This is a genomic window from Clostridium saccharobutylicum DSM 13864 (genome assembly GCF_000473995.1).
Classification (GTDB): domain Bacteria; phylum Bacillota; class Clostridia; order Clostridiales; family Clostridiaceae; genus Clostridium; species Clostridium saccharobutylicum.
Genome location: NC_022571.1, coordinates 4,318,350 through 4,335,711, shown reverse-complemented (window position 1 = coordinate 4,335,711; position 17,362 = coordinate 4,318,350). Strand labels below are relative to the sequence as shown.

At 28.2% G+C, this 17,362-nt stretch carries 15 protein-coding genes; 14 read left to right on the top strand and 1 reads right to left on the bottom strand.

The genetic code is table 11. From position 1 onward, the window contains the following. The first annotated feature begins 4 nt into the window (after nt 1-4). The 8 genes from CLSA_RS18830 to CLSA_RS18800 all read left to right on the top strand — a co-directional run bounded on the left by CLSA_RS18830 (nt 5) and on the right by CLSA_RS18800 (nt 8,635). The gene (locus tag CLSA_RS18830) at nt 5-646 is read left to right on the top strand and encodes a flagellar brake protein (RefSeq protein WP_022749122.1); all 642 of its coding nucleotides are present in this window, start codon (nt 5-7) and stop codon (nt 644-646) included. A 38-nt stretch (nt 647-684) separates the two neighbouring features. After that, nucleotides 685-1,413, top strand: a complete 729-nt coding sequence (locus tag CLSA_RS18825) for a FliA/WhiG family RNA polymerase sigma factor (RefSeq protein WP_022749119.1) — start codon at nt 685-687, stop codon at nt 1,411-1,413. A gap of 51 nt (nt 1,414-1,464) precedes the next feature. Continuing rightward, a complete protein-coding gene (locus CLSA_RS18820; protein WP_041716366.1) occupies nt 1,465-1,992 on the top strand; it encodes a hypothetical protein in 528 nt (175 codons plus the stop codon). An 8-nt stretch (nt 1,993-2,000) separates the two neighbouring features. After that, a complete protein-coding gene (locus tag CLSA_RS23235; protein WP_022749112.1) occupies nt 2,001-2,186 on the top strand; it encodes a hypothetical protein in 186 nt (61 codons plus the stop codon). Nucleotide 2,187: 1 nt separating this feature from the next. Then, nucleotides 2,188-2,964, top strand: coding sequence for a flagellar hook-basal body complex protein (locus CLSA_RS18815; protein ID WP_022749108.1), 777 nt, complete (start codon nt 2,188-2,190; stop codon nt 2,962-2,964). A 16-nt stretch (nt 2,965-2,980) separates the two neighbouring features. Further along, nucleotides 2,981-3,760, top strand: a complete 780-nt coding sequence (locus CLSA_RS18810) for a flagellar hook-basal body complex protein (RefSeq protein ID WP_022749104.1) — start codon at nt 2,981-2,983, stop codon at nt 3,758-3,760. A gap of 226 nt (nt 3,761-3,986) precedes the next feature. Continuing rightward, nucleotides 3,987-5,633, top strand: coding sequence for a putative manganese-dependent inorganic diphosphatase (locus tag CLSA_RS18805; RefSeq protein WP_022749100.1), 1,647 nt, complete (start codon nt 3,987-3,989; stop codon nt 5,631-5,633). A 449-nt stretch (nt 5,634-6,082) separates the two neighbouring features. Next, on the top strand, nt 6,083-8,635 hold the full coding sequence (locus CLSA_RS18800; protein ID WP_022749097.1) for a calcium-translocating P-type ATPase, PMCA-type: 2,553 nt from the start codon (nt 6,083-6,085) through the stop codon (nt 8,633-8,635). Between the two features lie 765 nt (nt 8,636-9,400). On the opposite strand, the gene CLSA_RS18795 is transcribed toward CLSA_RS18800, so the two are convergent. Further along, complete coding sequence (locus CLSA_RS18795) at nt 9,401-9,829, bottom strand: hypothetical protein (RefSeq protein WP_022749094.1); 429 nt, start codon at nt 9,827-9,829, stop codon at nt 9,401-9,403. Nucleotides 9,830-10,231: 402 nt separating this feature from the next. On the opposite strand from CLSA_RS18795, the gene CLSA_RS18790 reads away from it, so the two are divergent. From CLSA_RS18790 to CLSA_RS18765, 6 genes are all read left to right on the top strand, one after another. Beyond that, entirely contained in the window at nt 10,232-11,185 is a 954-nt protein-coding gene (locus CLSA_RS18790) for a DUF4003 family protein (RefSeq protein WP_022749092.1), read from the top strand. 236 nt (nt 11,186-11,421) lie between these two features. Beyond that, a complete protein-coding gene (locus tag CLSA_RS18785; protein ID WP_022749088.1) occupies nt 11,422-12,468 on the top strand; it encodes a DNA polymerase IV in 1,047 nt (348 codons plus the stop codon). A 280-nt stretch (nt 12,469-12,748) separates the two neighbouring features. Then, nucleotides 12,749-13,180 carry a universal stress protein gene (locus CLSA_RS18780; protein ID WP_022749084.1) on the top strand — a complete coding sequence of 144 codons (432 nt, stop codon included), beginning with the start codon at nt 12,749-12,751 and terminating at the stop codon, nt 13,178-13,180. A 195-nt stretch (nt 13,181-13,375) separates the two neighbouring features. Further along, nucleotides 13,376-13,618 (top strand): TIGR04540 family protein, encoded by a 243-nt coding sequence (locus CLSA_RS18775; RefSeq protein WP_022749080.1) that lies wholly within the window; start codon nt 13,376-13,378, stop codon nt 13,616-13,618. A gap of 557 nt (nt 13,619-14,175) precedes the next feature. After that, nucleotides 14,176-15,189, top strand: a complete 1,014-nt coding sequence (trpS, locus tag CLSA_RS18770; RefSeq protein ID WP_022749076.1) for a tryptophan--tRNA ligase — start codon at nt 14,176-14,178, stop codon at nt 15,187-15,189. 531 nt (nt 15,190-15,720) lie between these two features. Then, a complete protein-coding gene (locus tag CLSA_RS18765; RefSeq protein WP_022749072.1) occupies nt 15,721-16,785 on the top strand; it encodes a polysaccharide deacetylase family protein in 1,065 nt (354 codons plus the stop codon). Nucleotides 16,786-17,362 lie beyond the last annotated feature (577 nt).

The window sequence follows — 17,362 nt, the reverse complement described above, 5'->3', positions numbered from 1 at the left end:
TTGTATGCATAGTTTTAATCTAGAAATTAATGATAGAATCGAAGTTATAGTGAATGAAAAACCATATAAAAGTTTAGTTATTGATATAGATGATGATGTCATAAAAATAAATTTACCTGCAAATGAAGGGCAATATTTGATGTTACACTCAGGAGAAAAAATTGAAGTGAATGCATATTTAGAAAATGGAAATTGCTTTAATTTTTATTCTAAAGTAATTTCAAAAGGGAAAGATGGAAATATATTATATTATGAATTAGAAGAACCATTTAATATTACTGCAATCCAAAGAAGAAACTTTTTTAGAGTCGGTATGGTAAATTCAGTACAATATAAAAACATTACTAATATTCATGAAGAAGATTTTGAAGATATTCCTTTTAAAGAAGCATTAATGGTAGATTTAAGTGGCGGAGGCATAAAACTTAAATTGAAAGAAAAAGTAAGTAAAGATGATTTGTTTTTTATTAAGATGAAAATAAAACAAAAAGAATTTTTATTAAAAGGTGATATTGTTAGAATTGAAGAGACTTATGATAATGAAAGATTATGTGGTATAAGGTTCTTAGATATTACAGAAGCACAAAGCGATATAATAATTGAAGAACTTTTTGAAATAATGAGAAAGCAAAGAGCTAGATCATAAGTAAATATGATGAAAAGAAAGTTGTGGAGGGTAATGGGTTGAACACTGCAAGAGAAGTTGATGGAAAAGAACAAGTCATACAAGAATATATTCCGCTAGTAAAGTATATTGCCTCTAGAGTTATGTTTAGTAAAAATAAATATATGGAATATGAGGATCTGGTAAGCTATGGTATGATTGGGCTTATGGATGCATTAAATAAATTTGATAATACTAAGGGAATGAAGTTTTCATCTTATGCATCTATAAGAATTAAAGGTGCAATGATAGACGAGTTAAGAAAAAATAGACCCTTATCTAAGGGGGCTATGGATAAATTAAATCGATATAATAAAGCTATTGATGATTTGCAAGGACAATTATTAAGAGAGCCAACTGATAATGAAATTGCAAAGTACTTAAATATTTCATTAAATGAAATAACTGAAATAGAAAATTATATAAATTATATTTCAATGGTATCACTAGAAAATGTTATTTTTTCTGAAGATGAAGATATAAATTTTATGGGTATTATTGAAGATAAAAATAGCCCTAGTCCTGATATGTATGTACAAGATAAAGAGCAGCTTGAAATTTTAACACAAGCGATAGAACTTCTCAAAGAAAAAGACAGGACAATTTTAAATTTATATTATTATGAAGGCTTAACATTAAAAGAAATAGGAAACGTATTAGGTGTATCAGAATCTAGAGTTTGTCAATTACATAGCAGAGCCATTCGTAATCTAAGAGAATCTATGAAGAAATTACATTATATTGATTAAATACCTCGAGGTGAATTTTCCTCGAGGTATATATTTGAAATGAGGGATTTTATGCCAATAGTATTGATAATAATTGGTGTTGTGTTGATAATTTATAATTATAGAGCAATAAAAAGAGAAGAAAATACTTCGAATTTTTCTTTTGAAAATATTCTTAATAATAATAAAGAAGATGTAAATGATTATAAGATAGAACTGGGCATTATTAGAAGAGATATTGCAGAAAGTTTAACAGAATTGCAACAAGAAATTATAGAAATAAAAAATGAGTTAAATATATTAAAGAATGTTGAAGAAGTATACGAAAATAAAGCTGAAATAGAAAATAATAAAAATGAATATACTGAATCTAATGATGATAATAACGTTGAAGAAAGTAACATTGAGATTAACTTAGATATAGATAAAGAAGTGATTTCAGAAATTAATTTTTCTGAAATCAAAAAAAATATAGATAGTTCAAAAACAGAGAGTATAAAGAAACTTTTACTAGATGGATTAACAGAAGAACAAATATGTCGTGAATTATCTATAAGCAAGGGGGAAGTACTATTAGTAAAAGGTTTATTCAAAAAATAAAAGTAAAAATGTCTTTTTTTATAGATAAACGAATATTTTTAGGAATAGGCATAGGATTAATTTTAGGTGTTACATTCATGATTGGATATAAATATACAATAAGTCTTTCTGATAGTCAAATTGAGCAAAGAGCTAGGGATTTAGGTATGATTTATGAAAATGAACGTAAGTCCATTTTAAAAGGAGAGGGTTAAAATGATAAGAGGGTTTTACACTTCACTATCAGGGTTAATAACATTACAGAATGAACAAGAAACAATCACTAATAATATTGCAAATGTAAATAATACTGGTTATAAAAAACGTGAATTAACAAAACAAAGCTTTGAGGATGTTATGATATCTAATAGGCAGAAGCTTTCTGGAGATCAATATGTTAGAAATGACTTAGGCACGCTAAATTTAGGCGTAAAAACTTATGATGTGAAAACAGCTTTTACACAAGGAACGTTTAAATCAACAGGTAATATGACTGATTTTGCTATAAGTGGAAGAGGATTCTTTGTTGCACAAAGTGGTAATAAAGAAGTTTATACGAGAGATGGAAATTTCAAAATTGATCAGCAAGGATATTTAATAACAAATGATGGAAGCAAAGTTTTAGGTGTAAATAACACAACTGGAGCTCATGAACCAATATATGTAGGTGATAAGAAGTTTTCATTAGATGCAGATAATAATATTAATATTGAAGGAACAGGCGCAACTGATAAATTATTAACAGCTGATTTTAGTGGTAGTGATTATAAAAAGTTAGAACCAATGGGTGATAATTATATAACAGATCAAAGTCCTACCTATAATGCAAAGGTTGATGTTACACAAAATACACTTGAAGGTTCTAATGTAGATTCAGCCTCAGAGTTAATAAAGCTCATGGAAGTAAAGAGACAGTTTGAAACAAATCAAAAATTTGTTAAGATGCAAGATGAAACTGTACAAAAAGCAGCAACTGAACTTGGACGTGTATAATTAAGGGGGAATATTTATGTTTAATATTTTTGCTACTGGGAAAAGTGGTATGAGTGCATATCAAGAAAAACTCGATTATTTATCAAATGATTTAGTAAATAGTCAAACTATAGCTTATAAAAATACTGATGTAGGTTTTAAAGATCTTTTAGTAGAATCATTGGATAGACAAGGTACTCCGCTTGTAACTAAAACTGCTGTAAATGGTACTGGTGTTAAGCTCGGAACTAACTATGCTGTCAATAAGCAAGGAAATCTAAAAAATACAGGAATAAAAACTGATTTAGCAATAGATGATGGTACTGGTCAAGGATATTTTGCTCTTACACAAAGTGATGGAAGTATAGCGTATACTAGAAATGGTAATTTTAAGATTGATTCTAATGGAGTTTTAGTTGATGCAACTGGAACCAAAGTTTATATAAATTATGAAGCAGGAATGTCAGAAGGAAGTCCTCAGTTAGAAAGTGAAAAGATATCTGTAGATGAGCAAGGTGGATTGTACATGAATTCTGGAACGGATATGGTTAAAATAGGAACCATTCCAGTTTTCACAGCAATAGGAGATAAGGCTTTTATACCTCAAGGAAATAGTCATTTTGTACCAAGCGCGGATGCACAGATTACACAAAGTACAAATTATGATATAAGACAAGGGTTTTTAGAAGCTTCAACAGTAGATCCTACTGAAGTATTTTCAGATGTTATATTAACTCAAAGAGCTTTTCAGCTTAGCTCAAAAGCAATAACTGCAGCAGATGATATATGGGGAATGATAAATAACATGAGATCATAATTATAAATAAAAAAATCTGAGATGTAGTCTTGGATTTTTTTGTTTTATTGAATGTGCATTGTATATTTTGTATGATTTCTTAATTATATATTTATTTACGTTTGAATGTTTTGATTTCGAGTTAATATATTGAAATATTACACAATTAATTTACGCTTTACATTAGTAGACTTTACAAGTACAATAAATATTGTATAAATTATATGAAAATTGAGGAGGAACTATTTTGGAAAATGTAGTTTATGTAACAGGGCATAAAAATCCTGATTCAGATTCCATTTGTGCTGCATATGGCTATGCAGAATTAAAAAATAAGACTAGTGATCTTCCTGCTGTACCTGTAAGATTAGGTAATGTAAATGCAGAAACGCAATTTATTTTAGATTATTTTGGAGTTAAAGCACCAAAATTATTAGAAACAGTAAAGCTAAAAGTGGAAGATTTAGAAATAGATAAAATTTCACCAATATTACCAAGTATTTCTTTAAAAATGGCATGGAATATTATGAGAGATAATCATAGCAAATCTTTGCCAGTTGTAGATGAAAATGAAAGATTGTTAGGAATTCTTTCAATTTCAAATTTAACATCAGCATATATGGACATATGGGACAATAACATATTAGGCAAGAGTAACACATCAATAGAGAATATAATAGACACACTTGCAGCTACGCCTATATACATAAATGAAAATGTTAAAACATTCGATGGAAAGATTGCAGTTACTGCAATGCAACCAGAAAGTTTAAGAGAAATAGTAGATGAAGGAGATATTGCAATCGTTGGTGATAGACCTGATGTGCAACAAGCTCTTATTGATATAAAGACTTCATTAATTATAGTTACTGGTTCTCATAAATTAGATGAAAATTTACTTTCTGAGGCTAAAGAAAATGGAGTTACTGTAATAAGTACACCACATGACTCTTTCACTGCTTCAAGATTAATAGTTCAAAGTATACCGGTAGGATATGTTATGGCTACAGAAAATTTAATATCATTCTCAAACGATGAATTAGTTGAAGATATTAAAGAAGTTATGGCTGAAACTAGATATCATAGTTATCCTGTAACTGATGCAGATAACAAAGTTGTAGGAACTGTTGCAAGATATCATCTTATTTCTAATCATAAGAAAAAAGTTATACAAGTTGACCATAATGAAAGAGGTCAATCTGTTGATGGGTTAGAAGAAGCAGAAGTTCTTGAAATTATAGATCACCATAGAGTTGCAGATATTCAAACAAATAATCCAATATATTTTAGAAATGAACCAATAGGAAGTAGCTCAAGTATAGTTGCTAAATGTTATTTTGAACATGGTGTTACACCATCTAAAGAAGTAGCAGGATTATTATGTGGAGCTATTATTTCAGATACTTTATTATTTAAGAGTCCTACTTGTACAGAGCAAGATAGAACTATTTGTACTAAATTAGCTGAAATAGCGGGAATTCAAAGTTTAGAAGATTTTGCAAAGGAAATGTTTAAAGCTGGAACTTCTTTAGTAGGTAAGAGTGTAGCTGAAATATTCAATCAAGATTTTAAGCCTTTTTCAATGGGAGAAGCTAAAGTCGGAGTAGCTCAAGTTAATACTATGGATATTGAAGGCTTTATGCCATTAAAAGATGAAATGTTAAGTTATATGGCTAGTGAAGCAGACAATAAAAAATATGATGTAGTAATGCTTCTTTTAACTGATATATTAACAGAAGGCTCACAAGTTCTAGTAGCTGGTAATAGACCAGATTATGTTGAAAAGACTTTCAACGTTACATTAAAGGATTCAATGGCATTTTTACCAGGTGTATTATCAAGAAAGAAACAAGTAATACCACCACTTACTAATGTAGTTAATTCAATGAAATAATAATATAAATATAAGATATCTTAGAATGATTAATATATCATTTTAAGATGTCTTTTTTTATGTGAAAAGATCTTAATAGTGCTAGCGCACTTTTTTAAAATGTGAGAAGATCATAATGTGCTAACGCACTTTTTTTAATGTGAGAAGATTATAATGTGCTAGCGCACTTTTTTTAATGTGAGAAGATTATAATGTGCTAGCGCACTTTTTTTAATGTGCATAACTTTTATAAAGGAAAATATATATATGATATAAGGCATATTCAAAAAATAATGAATCAGCATATGAGTATAATTTTGTGTGATATTTTATCTGTATATTATATAAGGAATAAGATTAGTAAGATATAAGGATAAGAGTGGTGCTTGGGGTCAATATACAAAATATATTATATGTTTGAAGTGTCATATTCTTTAATATGCTTAAGTTATGTATAAGGAGGAAAAGGTGTGATACAAGAAAAGGAATTGACCGCTGGTCTTAGCACGAAGGAAGCAGAAAAGCGAATTGAGAAATTTGGATTTAATGAATTACAACACCATAAAAAAGCATCAGCATTTAAAATATTTTTATCACAATTCAATAATTTTATTGTTTGGGTATTAATTGCTGCAACAATAATTTCTGGGATAATTGGAGATAGAGCAGATGCTATAACTATACTTATAATAGTTGTTATTAATTCGATACTAGGATTTATTCAGGAGTTTAAAACTGAAAAATCATTAGAGGCATTAAAGGATTTAGCAGCTCCAACATGTAAAGTACTCAGAGATTCAAGTATACAAATTATAAATTCAATTTATTTAACTATAGGAGATGTTGTTATATTAGAGGCAGGAGATAGAATTCCTGCAGATGGCTTTTTTATTGAGAGTTCAGGTATAGTTGTAGATGAATCATTATTAACTGGAGAATCAGTAGGGGTTAATAAGGATTCTAAAAATAAAAAAGCTAATAGTGGATTTATGGGGACAACAGTAGTTAAGGGAAAGGGATTATTTAAAGTTGATTGTATCGGAATGAAAACTGAAATGGGAAAAATAGCTGATTTAATCCAGAATATTGAGGAAGAAAAATCACCTTTAAATAAAAAATTAGATTCGCTAGGTAAGATTTTAGTTGTAATTTGTCTTGTAATATGTGCTATTGTTACAATAATGGGAATAATGAGAGGCAATGATATAACTGAAATGTTTTTACTTGGTGTAAGCCTTGCAGTTGCAGCTATACCAGAAGGATTAGCTGCTATTGTAACAGTTGCATTGGCTCTAGGGGTATCAAGAATGCTTAAGAGAAATGCACTTGTTAGAAAGCTTCCAGCAGTAGAAACTTTAGGATGTACATCAGTTATATGTTCGGATAAAACAGGAACATTAACTCAAAATAAAATGACTGTAAAAGAAGTTTATCTAAATGGACGTATTTATGAGTTAGATAAAGAGAAGTTAAATGACTATACAAAATTTATGAAGTGTCTTGTTTATTGTAATGACTGTAATTATGATTTTACTAAAAAGAAAATGAGTGAAGCACTTCATGGTGATCCAACAGAAACTGCATTGATAAATATGTTTTTTAAAGAAGTACCAGTATTAGAAAGTTTTCAATCAAATGCTAATAGAGTTTTTGATATACCTTTTGATTCAACTAGAAAGATGATGTCTGTCATAGTAAATGAAGGTGGAAAAGAAACTTGTTATGTTAAAGGTGCTCCAGAAAGAATGATTGATAAATGTGAATTTATATTAGAAAATAATAAAATTAAACCTTTCACATATCAGAAGAAAAAGCAAGTCTCTCAATTTATCACAGCTATGTCATCTAGAGCATTGAGGTGCTTAGCAGCAGCATATAAGGAAGAGAATTTGGTTAAAAGTGAAAAATTAGAGAATAACTTGATTTTTTTAGGAATCACAGGTAGCATAGATCCTCCAAGAAAGGAAGCTGTAGATGCAGTTTTAAAATGTAAATTGGCAGGAATAAAACCTGTTATGATAACAGGCGATCATCAAAATACAGCTCTTGCAATAGCAAAATATTTAAATATTTGTAGCACAGAAGATCAAGTTATGACTGGACAACAAATTGAAGCAGTAAGTGATTCAGAATTAGAAAAGAGAGTAAAAAAGGTAAGGGTGTTTGCAAGAGTTTCACCTAGTCATAAATTAAGAATTGTAAGAGCATTTAAGAAAACAGGAAATATTGTGGCAATGACAGGTGATGGTGTAAATGATGCACCTGCAATAAAAGAATCTGATATTGGAATTGCTATGGGAATATCGGGAACAGATGTAACTAAGGAAGCATCATCTATGATACTTATGGATGATAATTTTTCAACTATAGTTGCAGCAGTTGAAGAGGGAAGAATAATATATGATAATATAAGAAAATTTATTAGGTATCTATTATCATGTAACTTGGGTGAAGTATTGACAATGTTTTTAGCTACATTATTTTATCTGCCAAATCCTTTAAGCCCAATACAGATATTACTAGTAAACTTAGCAACTGATGGACTTCCAGCAATTGCACTTGGTGTTGATCCAGCAGAATCAGATATAATGAGACAGCAACCAAGAGAAAAAGGCGAAAGTATATTTGCTAGAGGATTAGTAGAAAAAATAATAGTCAGAGGTACGCTAATAGGATTATGTACACTATTATCTTTTATGGTAGGAAGATATTATGGAATGAATTTAGAAACATGTAGAACGCTAGCGTTATGTACATTAGTAATGTCACAACTTATTCATGTATTTGAATGTAGATCAGAAAGACACTCAATTTTTGAAATAAAGCTATTTACAAATCCATGGTTAGTTGGAGCAGTTTTAATATCAGTAATATTAATTTGCTCAGTACTATATGTACCATTTTTACAACAAGTATTTCATACTGTACCATTATCAGTTAAACAAGTGTTAATAGTAATGTTTTTCTCAGGAATAATAGCATTCATCAATAGTGTTTATCTTTTGATTAAATCTAAGTATTAAACACATTGCGAAACATTAGAGTTTTGAAATATCTCACCGAAATTAGCCACATATTTGTTTCATAGGACTAAGAAAATTTCACTGGGAGCATCTAAATGTTAGGTTGTACCCACTTCAGTTTGCTCCAAATATAAAATTTGGACAAACTAAAGTGGAACAACCTGACATTAAGATGTTCCAGCAGTTTATTTTCAAGGCCTATTCCACAAATATGTGACTAATTTCTCTGTTTATTGGCAACTTTAAATAAAATTTTGATAAGATTGAACATCTGAATATATTAAACTAAAATATTTAGATACTGAAATAAACTTTATTTAAGGTACATGAAAGAAAATAATAAGTTGGATTTGTAAAAGTTTTCTGTAAAACAAGACTGTAGATTGATGAAAAATATGTTAAAAGGTGAACCTGCTATTTTTTTAATTGTGCCTAAAGTATCAATCTAGCTTTATCGAAAAAAGTTTATAGTTTTGATTTCTGTTTAGAGCATGAGATATATTTAGATATTTATATGCAAAATAATTAAAGTTATCGTAATACAAAGAAAGAGAATACATATATGTGAAGTAGACATTGAAAAATAAGCCGCTGGTATATCTAAATGGGAAGCTGTTCCACTTTTAGATTGTCCCAATCTTGTATTGGGAGCAATCTAAAATGGATGCAACTTTCCATTTAGATATACCCAGCGAGTTTTTTCTAGTATACGGAACATATGTGTATTCTCTTTCGGTTGTTTATTACCAAACTTTAAGTAAAGCTCTATCTTCTCATATTCATTGCTTGTTGACGAGATTTTCTTATTTGACTGTGGTCAACTGGTACTAAATCTTTTTTTGTTGTAAGGTTAAGTACATTCATAATTTGGACTTCTTGAGAATTTTCTTTTTTACTATTTTTTTCTCCTGTAACTCCCATAATTATAACTTTATGGCCTTGCTTTACAAGAATAAATTCAGGTTTCTTGAACCATCTATTCTTTTTATACCAACATTTAACAACCTTCTTGCCGACTTCAGGTTTGATAACCATTTCAATAACTAAACTTTTCATTATAAAATAATTCTTTTCAAGAAATTTTACAGATAATACAGTCCCAGATACACTTGTTATTCTATCACCATATTTTTGCATATAAGCATTTTGAAAATAATTGCTGAATTTACTACTTAATTTATCTTTAAGACTCATAATTATTACTCCTTTTCGTAAAAAAATATCAATAATAATGCTATTATAACATAGCTTAAAGAACTTTTGGTAACTTTTTTAATAGACCAGTTAGAATGAATAATGACGGATAATATCCAATTTAGAGCTTTCTAAAAATATATTTTAATAAAATTTTATAGAAATTTCACCAGTAGTAATCAATTATTCATTATTGATTCTTCAGTTTTAATTAATCCTGACACTAATTTGTAATAATTATAGTTTAATATGTACTTATAAGAAAAAATTATGCATAAGTACAAATATTGAAAGTAAAAAGTTTTATAAAAATATAAATTTTGTGGACATATATTGATAGTAGCAGTATAATACAACAATGAAAACGATTTTATTGTTGTTGATTTAGATGGGGGGACAGTTATGAATAACAGAATTAAAGAGGTTTGTGATATTACAATAAAAAATTATAAACATGCAATGCAAAACTTAAGATATGATGGAGATTATATTAATCATTTTTCAGCATTACTTAATGGATATCATAAAAACAAAATCCCTGTAGATAAGGTCAAGGAAATAAGAACTTTTATTAAGAAAAGCACATCAAAGATGTCTGTGTTTAGGGGAGATATGCTTTACATATTATCCTTTCTAATTGCAAATCAGGAGAAAGAAAATTTTGAAATAACTAATAGTGTTTTGGATACTTTTAATTTATTAGTTGAGGAAGGTTTTAAAGAATGCGAATATTTAACCTTAGTCTCATATTCAATAGTTAAATATTGTGATCATGAAAATAGATGTATTATAATAAAGAGAATGAAAAATATATTTAATATAATAAAACAGAAATATGGAAATTTAACAAAAGAAGATGATTATTTATTATGTGCATTATTAGCTATCAGCGGTGCAAAATTTGATTGTATGACAGAATATATGGAGTTTATTTTTAATTATATTAAAGATCTAAAATTGTTCTCAAATAATGGAGTTCAAGGATTAACTAACTCTATATTATTAAATAGTAATGAAAATGCTGCAGATAAGGCATCACAATTAGTAAAAGCATTAGAGAAAAATGATATTAAAATTGGAAATCAATTTCTACAATTACTAGGTGTTTTAGTAGGAGAAGAAAATATAAATGAGAGTATAGGTTTGATTAAACAAACTATAGAATATTTATGTACAGAGGAAAGTGAATACAATTTTTATATAGATAAGGATTTTAGAAATATGATTGCATTTGTAATTGTATTTATGGATAATAGAGATAAAGAAATGAGATATGTAGATGAGCTAATGGCTTTTGGGACATATTCGTTTTTAGTAAGTAAAAATCAAGGTATTTTTAATGAAATACTTGCTTGAGAAACTTAGAAATTAATCTAAGAAAGCTTATAAAATGTAATTTAGAATTAGGGACATTCAAATGACATTTTTGACTTGTCATTTGAATGTCCCTTAATTAATGGCTAGGAAGAAATTCGCTAGCTTTGTTTTTAGATACATTAAAAAATAACAAGTCCATTTGATGGTCTATATTTCATCACTTGTTATTTATTTTCATGTGCCTTATGTAGAAAAGACAAGAGGTGATATTCAGAATGGAAAATAAAATATTACATGTGGATATGGATGCTTTTTTTGCGTCGGTGGAACAAAGAGATAATCCAGAACTCAGAGGGAAACCTGTTATTGTTGGTGGAGTAAGTGAAAGAGGTGTTGTATCCACTTGTTCTTATGAAGCTAGAAAATATGGAGTTCATTCAGCAATGCCTATTTTTATGGCAAGAGAAAAATGTCCTAATGGAATTTTTGTTAGTGGAAGATATGGAAAGTATACTAAGGTATCTCAAGAAATATTTAAGCTTTTTAACGAGCTAACTCCTTTAGTTGAACCAGTATCTATAGATGAAGGATTTTTAGATTTATCAGAAGCCAAAATTAAGGATGGAATGGAAGCAGCGCGCTATATTAAAAACAGAGTGTATAGAGAAATTGGACTAACATTATCAATTGGTATATCTTACAATAAGTTTTTAGCTAAGCTTGCATCTGATTGGAATAAGCCTAATGGAATCAAGGAAATAACAAAAGAAATGATTCCGGACATACTTCTACCTCTTTCTATATCAAAAGTTCATGGATTGGGGAAAATATCAGTAGCAAAATTAAATAATATGGGGATATATTATATAAAAGATTTATATAACATGCCTAAGGAGTTTTACCTTGAGTATTTAGGAAAAAGTGGTATTGATATCTATAATAGAATTAGAGGAATAGATAATAGAAAAGTTGAAGTTGTCCGTGAAAGAAAATCTGTAGGGAAAGAAAGAACTTTGAAGTTTGATACAAAAATTAAAGAAGAATTATTAGAGTACATAAAGGAATTTTCATTTGAAATAGAAGATATTTTATCTAGGAAGAATGTTATGGGGAAAACTGTAACTTTAAAATATAAGACCAAAGATTTTGAAAACCATACAAGAAGCAAAACATTAAATTATTATGTAAATACTCAAATTGAGATATTTGAAATCGCAAAGGAACTGCTAGAGGCAGAGCAATTAAAAGATGAGATAAGGTTAATAGGGGTAAGTGTTTCTTCATTTAAAGAGAATGAACTTCAACAAATTACATTATTTTAGTTTAGGCACATTCAAAAAAATAGCATGCCCATTTATCAGTCTATTCCTAATCATGCTATGTGAGTAAATTGACCTAAAATAAGATACCTTGGTAAAAAATATAAATGGTAAATTGAACTTGCTATTTATTTTCACGTGCCTTAGACAAATGAACTTGTTATTTTTTAAAATGTACATTAGATAGGTTCTTAAATAAATTTAAATCAATATATTAGAAAAGAAGGAAATCGTTAATAAGTTGTTGAATTAAATATTATCTAGTATTTAAGGGGGAGTATATATGAATAAGAGAAAAATATTAATACCTATAGATGGGTCAGAAAGAAGTATGCATTCTTTAGAGTTTGTAAAAGAGATATTTCCCAAAGGATCAGTTGATATTATAATAATGAATGTTAAGGAATTAGTATTAATAAATGAAATGATAGTTGCAGATGAAATAAAGCTTGCACAAGAGCTGGGAAAAGACATATTAGAAGCAGCTAAAGAAAAAATGAAAGATTATAAAACAGAAACATATTTTGCTTTTGGTTACCCAGCAGATGAGATAATAAAAAAAGCAAAAGAAGAAAATATAGGCATAATTGTTATGACTAAATCTACTAAGAAAGGTTTAACTAGAATGATAGGGTCAGTAACTGTAAATGTTGTGAAACGTGCTAAATGTATTGTGATGATTGTTCCAAATGATTTTACAATAAGTATTAGATAGAAAAATTATATGTCATACTTTATAAAGATAACGTTTAAAATAGCATGGCTAAAAAGTTTTTAATAGCAATACAATCTAGAATTTTAAACTATTTAATGGTATAATATAAGCAAATAACTATTAATAGTTAAAAGCCAAAATTTCTTATAAAAAAATTAAAACATAAAAAATACTTTTTACATTAAGGAGAATAAAATGAGAGCAGTTTATAGAAACCCAAGAGAATTAGCAACATGTTTAAAGGATATTGTAGATACGTATTATGATGATTTAATTTCATATGAAAAGATGGAGGAAAAAATATTAAAAATTGTTGAAGCTAATAAGGATGCTATCTACAAAGAAAAAAGTATGTCCACAAAGATTGCTAATGTTTTAGGAAACAAAAGAGAAGCAATTATCGATGAAATTGTAGAAAAGAATAAAAAAGAAGCATAAAAACTTAAATAGTTTATAATTAATTATTAAGATAAATTATATATATTTTTTATTAACAAAAAGATTGACATTTTTTTTCTTAAGAATTAATATTTTATTAAAACAAAATATTATGTAATCCAATGATGAGGAATAGTAATTAAATTTAGGTTCGAAAAGAGAGTTAGGGATGGTGTAATCTTAACATGAAAGAATTTAACGAATGGACCTTTGAGGAATAAAGGGAAATCTAAAATTTTAATAAGTTTAGAGAGTATCGGATATGGGTGTCTGCACCTTATAGCAGATAAAGTATTAATGTACTTTAAGTTAATTAAGACTATCTAAATTAATATATTTTGTATAATATATTAATTTATGTAATAATGTAATTTAGGTGGTATAACGGATATATACTCCGTCCTATTTGTTTAGGATGGAGTTTTTTTATTGCTTATTAGGAATAATAAAAAATAATAAGGCACATGAAAGAAAATAACAAGTCCAAAATGTCATGATCATTTTTTTGAATGTGCGTAATATACAGTTTATGAATAATTTTAAGGAGTGAATTATTAATGGATAAAAAAATAATATTAACTGGAGATAGACCAACAGGTAAATTACATATAGGACATTATATTGGATCTTTAAAAAACAGAGTTGAACTTCAAAAATCAGGTTTATATGAAAGTTTTATAATGATTGCAGACCAACAAGCTTTAACTGATAATGCTAGAAATCCAGAAAAAATAAGAAATAGTTTAACAGAAGTTGCATTAGATTATTTAGCAGTTGGACTTGATCCTGCAAAGTCTACTATATTTGTGCAATCACAAATACCAGAATTAAATGAGCTTACAATGCACTATTTAAATCTTGTTACATTATCAAGATTAGAAAGAAATCCAACAGTTAAACAAGAAATAAAACAAAAGAATTTTGAAAATAGTATTCCAGCTGGATTTTTAATTTATCCTGTAAGTCAAGCAGCAGATATTACAGCATTTAAAGCAACAACAGTACCAGTAGGGGAAGATCAATTACCTATGATTGAACAGACTAGAGAAATTGTTAGAAGCTTTAATTCTATTTATGGAGATATTTTAGTTGAACCAGAAGCAGTACTTCCACCATCAAATGCTGGAAGATTACCTGGTACTGATGGAAAAGCTAAAATGAGTAAATCAATTGGAAACTGTATTTATTTATCTGATGATGCAGATACAATAAAAAAGAAAGTAATGTCAATGTATACTGATCCAAATCATATAAGAGTAGAAGATCCAGGTCAAGTAGAAGGAAATACTGTATTTACTTATTTAGATGTTTTTGCTAAAGATAAAGAAGTAGTAGAGGAAATGAAAGAGCACTATAAACGTGGTGGTCTTGGTGACATGAAAGTTAAAAGATATTTAAATGAAGTATTACAAGCTGAACTTGAACCAATAAGAAATAGAAGAATGGAATTTGAAAAAGATATGGATGCTGTATATGCTATGTTGAAGGACGGCAGTGATAAAGCAAGAGCAGTAGCATCTCAAACTTTAAGTGAAGTACGTAATGCGATAGGAATAGAATATTTTAAGTAAGAATTTTAATATAGATAAACAACGTAGAATTTAGAATTATCAACGCACACTACGTAAAATAGTCCCCTTTCTTTCTAGTAGGGAATATATCTTAAAGTTTAAATCCAGTTCGTAGTTTGTTTATATATATATTAATTTATGAGAAATATATATAAGGGACATGAAAATAAATAACAAGCCCAAAGTTGCCATTGATATTTTTTATCAAGCAAGGAGGCAAATTATTCTCTTTTTGAATGTGTAAAAATAGCCATCAAGTTGTTAATAAATGACTTGATGGCTATTTTTATATGTCTTTGATTGTATATGTTAAAAGTAAATAAGAGCGGAATTTATCCCTAATAAAAATTTTCTATATATTCATATAGTCTGAAATAGATTAATAAGATAGAATATGTAAACTTTTATATACCTAATCTTAGAAGTGATATTTGATTTTAGCGTAATTTAAGTAATTATTTTTGTATCATTATTATGAATAATAGAAGGATACAAAATGAATTCATGTTTAATAGAAAAGGGGATTTTAATATGACTTTAAGAAAAAAAGAAATGAACAATAGGAAAGAAGAAGGTACTAAGAGAGAAAATCTGAATAAGTTGGAATCAGAAAAAGAAACAAATGAGTATAACAAAGAAGATTTGAAAGCATTAGAAGAACGTAATATAAAAAATGATGATAATGAAAAGAAAAAATTAATAATAACGAATGAAAAAAGTTTTATACGTGGAATGATTGTTTTAATGATGATGATTTTTTTAGGAAATGGAGCAATTTGTAAGGCTTGTGCACAGGCAGGCAATAACAATCCGATAAGTTTATTTCAACAAAATGATAGTAAGGAATCAGATAATAAGCAAAAGGATACTGAAGAGAAAAAAGATAGCACTATGGTAGGAACAAGTGAAGAAGGTAAAAAATATGCTTATGATGCAGTAGAAGTAGAAAGAAAATTAAAAAATTATGATTATTCTAATAATGGTAAAAAGATGGTGTTTTTAACTTTCGATGATGGAGCTTCAACAACTGTTACTCCTAAGATCTTAGAAACATTGGATAAATACGATGTTAAAGCAACTTTTTTTGTTATGGGTAAAACTATAGAAGATGGAGGAGAAACAGCAAAAACACTTATAAGAAAGGAATTTAACAGTGGACATGCAATAGGTAATCATTCATATAGTCATGATTATAAGGTATTATTTCCAGGTAGGTCTCTAAATTTTCAGGATTTTAAAGCTGATTTTGATAAAAATGATAAAATACTTAAAGATATTTTAGGTGATAACTTTTCAACTAGAGTTATTAGATGTCCTGGTGGTCATATGTCATGGAAAAACATGGCGCCTCTAGACGAGTATTTGAGTGATAATAATATGGCATCAATAGATTGGAGTGCCTACGATTCTGATGCAGAAGGTAAAAAGAAAACTGCTAATGAATTAGTGAATTATGCTATAAAAAGTGCAAAAGGAAAGGATATGGTAGTAATGCTTATGCATGATACCTATGGAAAAGAAGAAACTGCTAAAGCACTTCCTCAGATAATAGAATATTTTAAACAACAAGGATATGAATTTAGAACTTTAGCATAAGATAAATAAATTTCACATATGTAGTAACTTATCGAAAGAAGCTGTATTCTTTTTCTCGGTTGCTATATAACTTGGCTGTGGATTTCTAACAGCAGAAGTTGTTCCATTCCTGCATGTTCCTCAAATAAATTAAGGACAAGCAAGAAAGGAACAATTTCTATTCAAGAAATACTTACAGCCAAGTTATAAATGCAACACTCAGAAAAAGAATACAGCTTCTTTCTAGTATATAATATATCTGCGTCAGTAAATTGACCTAATAGGTCGACTATGAGGTTAATTTACCTCCTTGCCTGATGAAAAATATCTATAGCAAATTGCACTTGTTATTTATTTTAAAGTGCCTTAATTTTTGTCAGTTAAATGGATTATAATTGGTTAACTTTACACCTGTGTTTTGTTTAGCTATATGTTAAAGAGATAATAATTATCATTTAATCCATGTGAAAATTAAATGAATTAAAAAAATGAAACGATACCATTGAGAAATTGATAATATTTAACAAAAGTCATTGAAAATCATTTTCAATAGATACAAAAAGTGCTATTATTAATACGAAGATATTAATAAGAATCA

Coding starts and splice junctions, on each gene's coding strand:
- CLSA_RS18795 (WP_022749094.1), bottom strand. CDS start 9,829: ATGAGTCTTAAAGATAAATTAAGTAGTAAATTCAGCAATTATTTTCAA.
- CLSA_RS18765 (WP_022749072.1), top strand. CDS start 15,721: ATGACTTTAAGAAAAAAAGAAATGAACAATAGGAAAGAAGAAGGTACT.
- CLSA_RS18780 (WP_022749084.1), top strand. CDS start 12,749: ATGAATAAGAGAAAAATATTAATACCTATAGATGGGTCAGAAAGAAGT.
- CLSA_RS18810 (WP_022749104.1), top strand. CDS start 2,981: ATGTTTAATATTTTTGCTACTGGGAAAAGTGGTATGAGTGCATATCAA.
- trpS (WP_022749076.1), top strand. CDS start 14,176: ATGGATAAAAAAATAATATTAACTGGAGATAGACCAACAGGTAAATTA.
- CLSA_RS18815 (WP_022749108.1), top strand. CDS start 2,188: ATGATAAGAGGGTTTTACACTTCACTATCAGGGTTAATAACATTACAG.
- CLSA_RS18785 (WP_022749088.1), top strand. CDS start 11,422: ATGGAAAATAAAATATTACATGTGGATATGGATGCTTTTTTTGCGTCG.
- CLSA_RS18820 (WP_041716366.1), top strand. CDS start 1,465: ATGCCAATAGTATTGATAATAATTGGTGTTGTGTTGATAATTTATAAT.
- CLSA_RS18830 (WP_022749122.1), top strand. CDS start 5: ATGCATAGTTTTAATCTAGAAATTAATGATAGAATCGAAGTTATAGTG.
- CLSA_RS23235 (WP_022749112.1), top strand. CDS start 2,001: ATGTCTTTTTTTATAGATAAACGAATATTTTTAGGAATAGGCATAGGA.
- CLSA_RS18790 (WP_022749092.1), top strand. CDS start 10,232: ATGAATAACAGAATTAAAGAGGTTTGTGATATTACAATAAAAAATTAT.
- CLSA_RS18775 (WP_022749080.1), top strand. CDS start 13,376: ATGAGAGCAGTTTATAGAAACCCAAGAGAATTAGCAACATGTTTAAAG.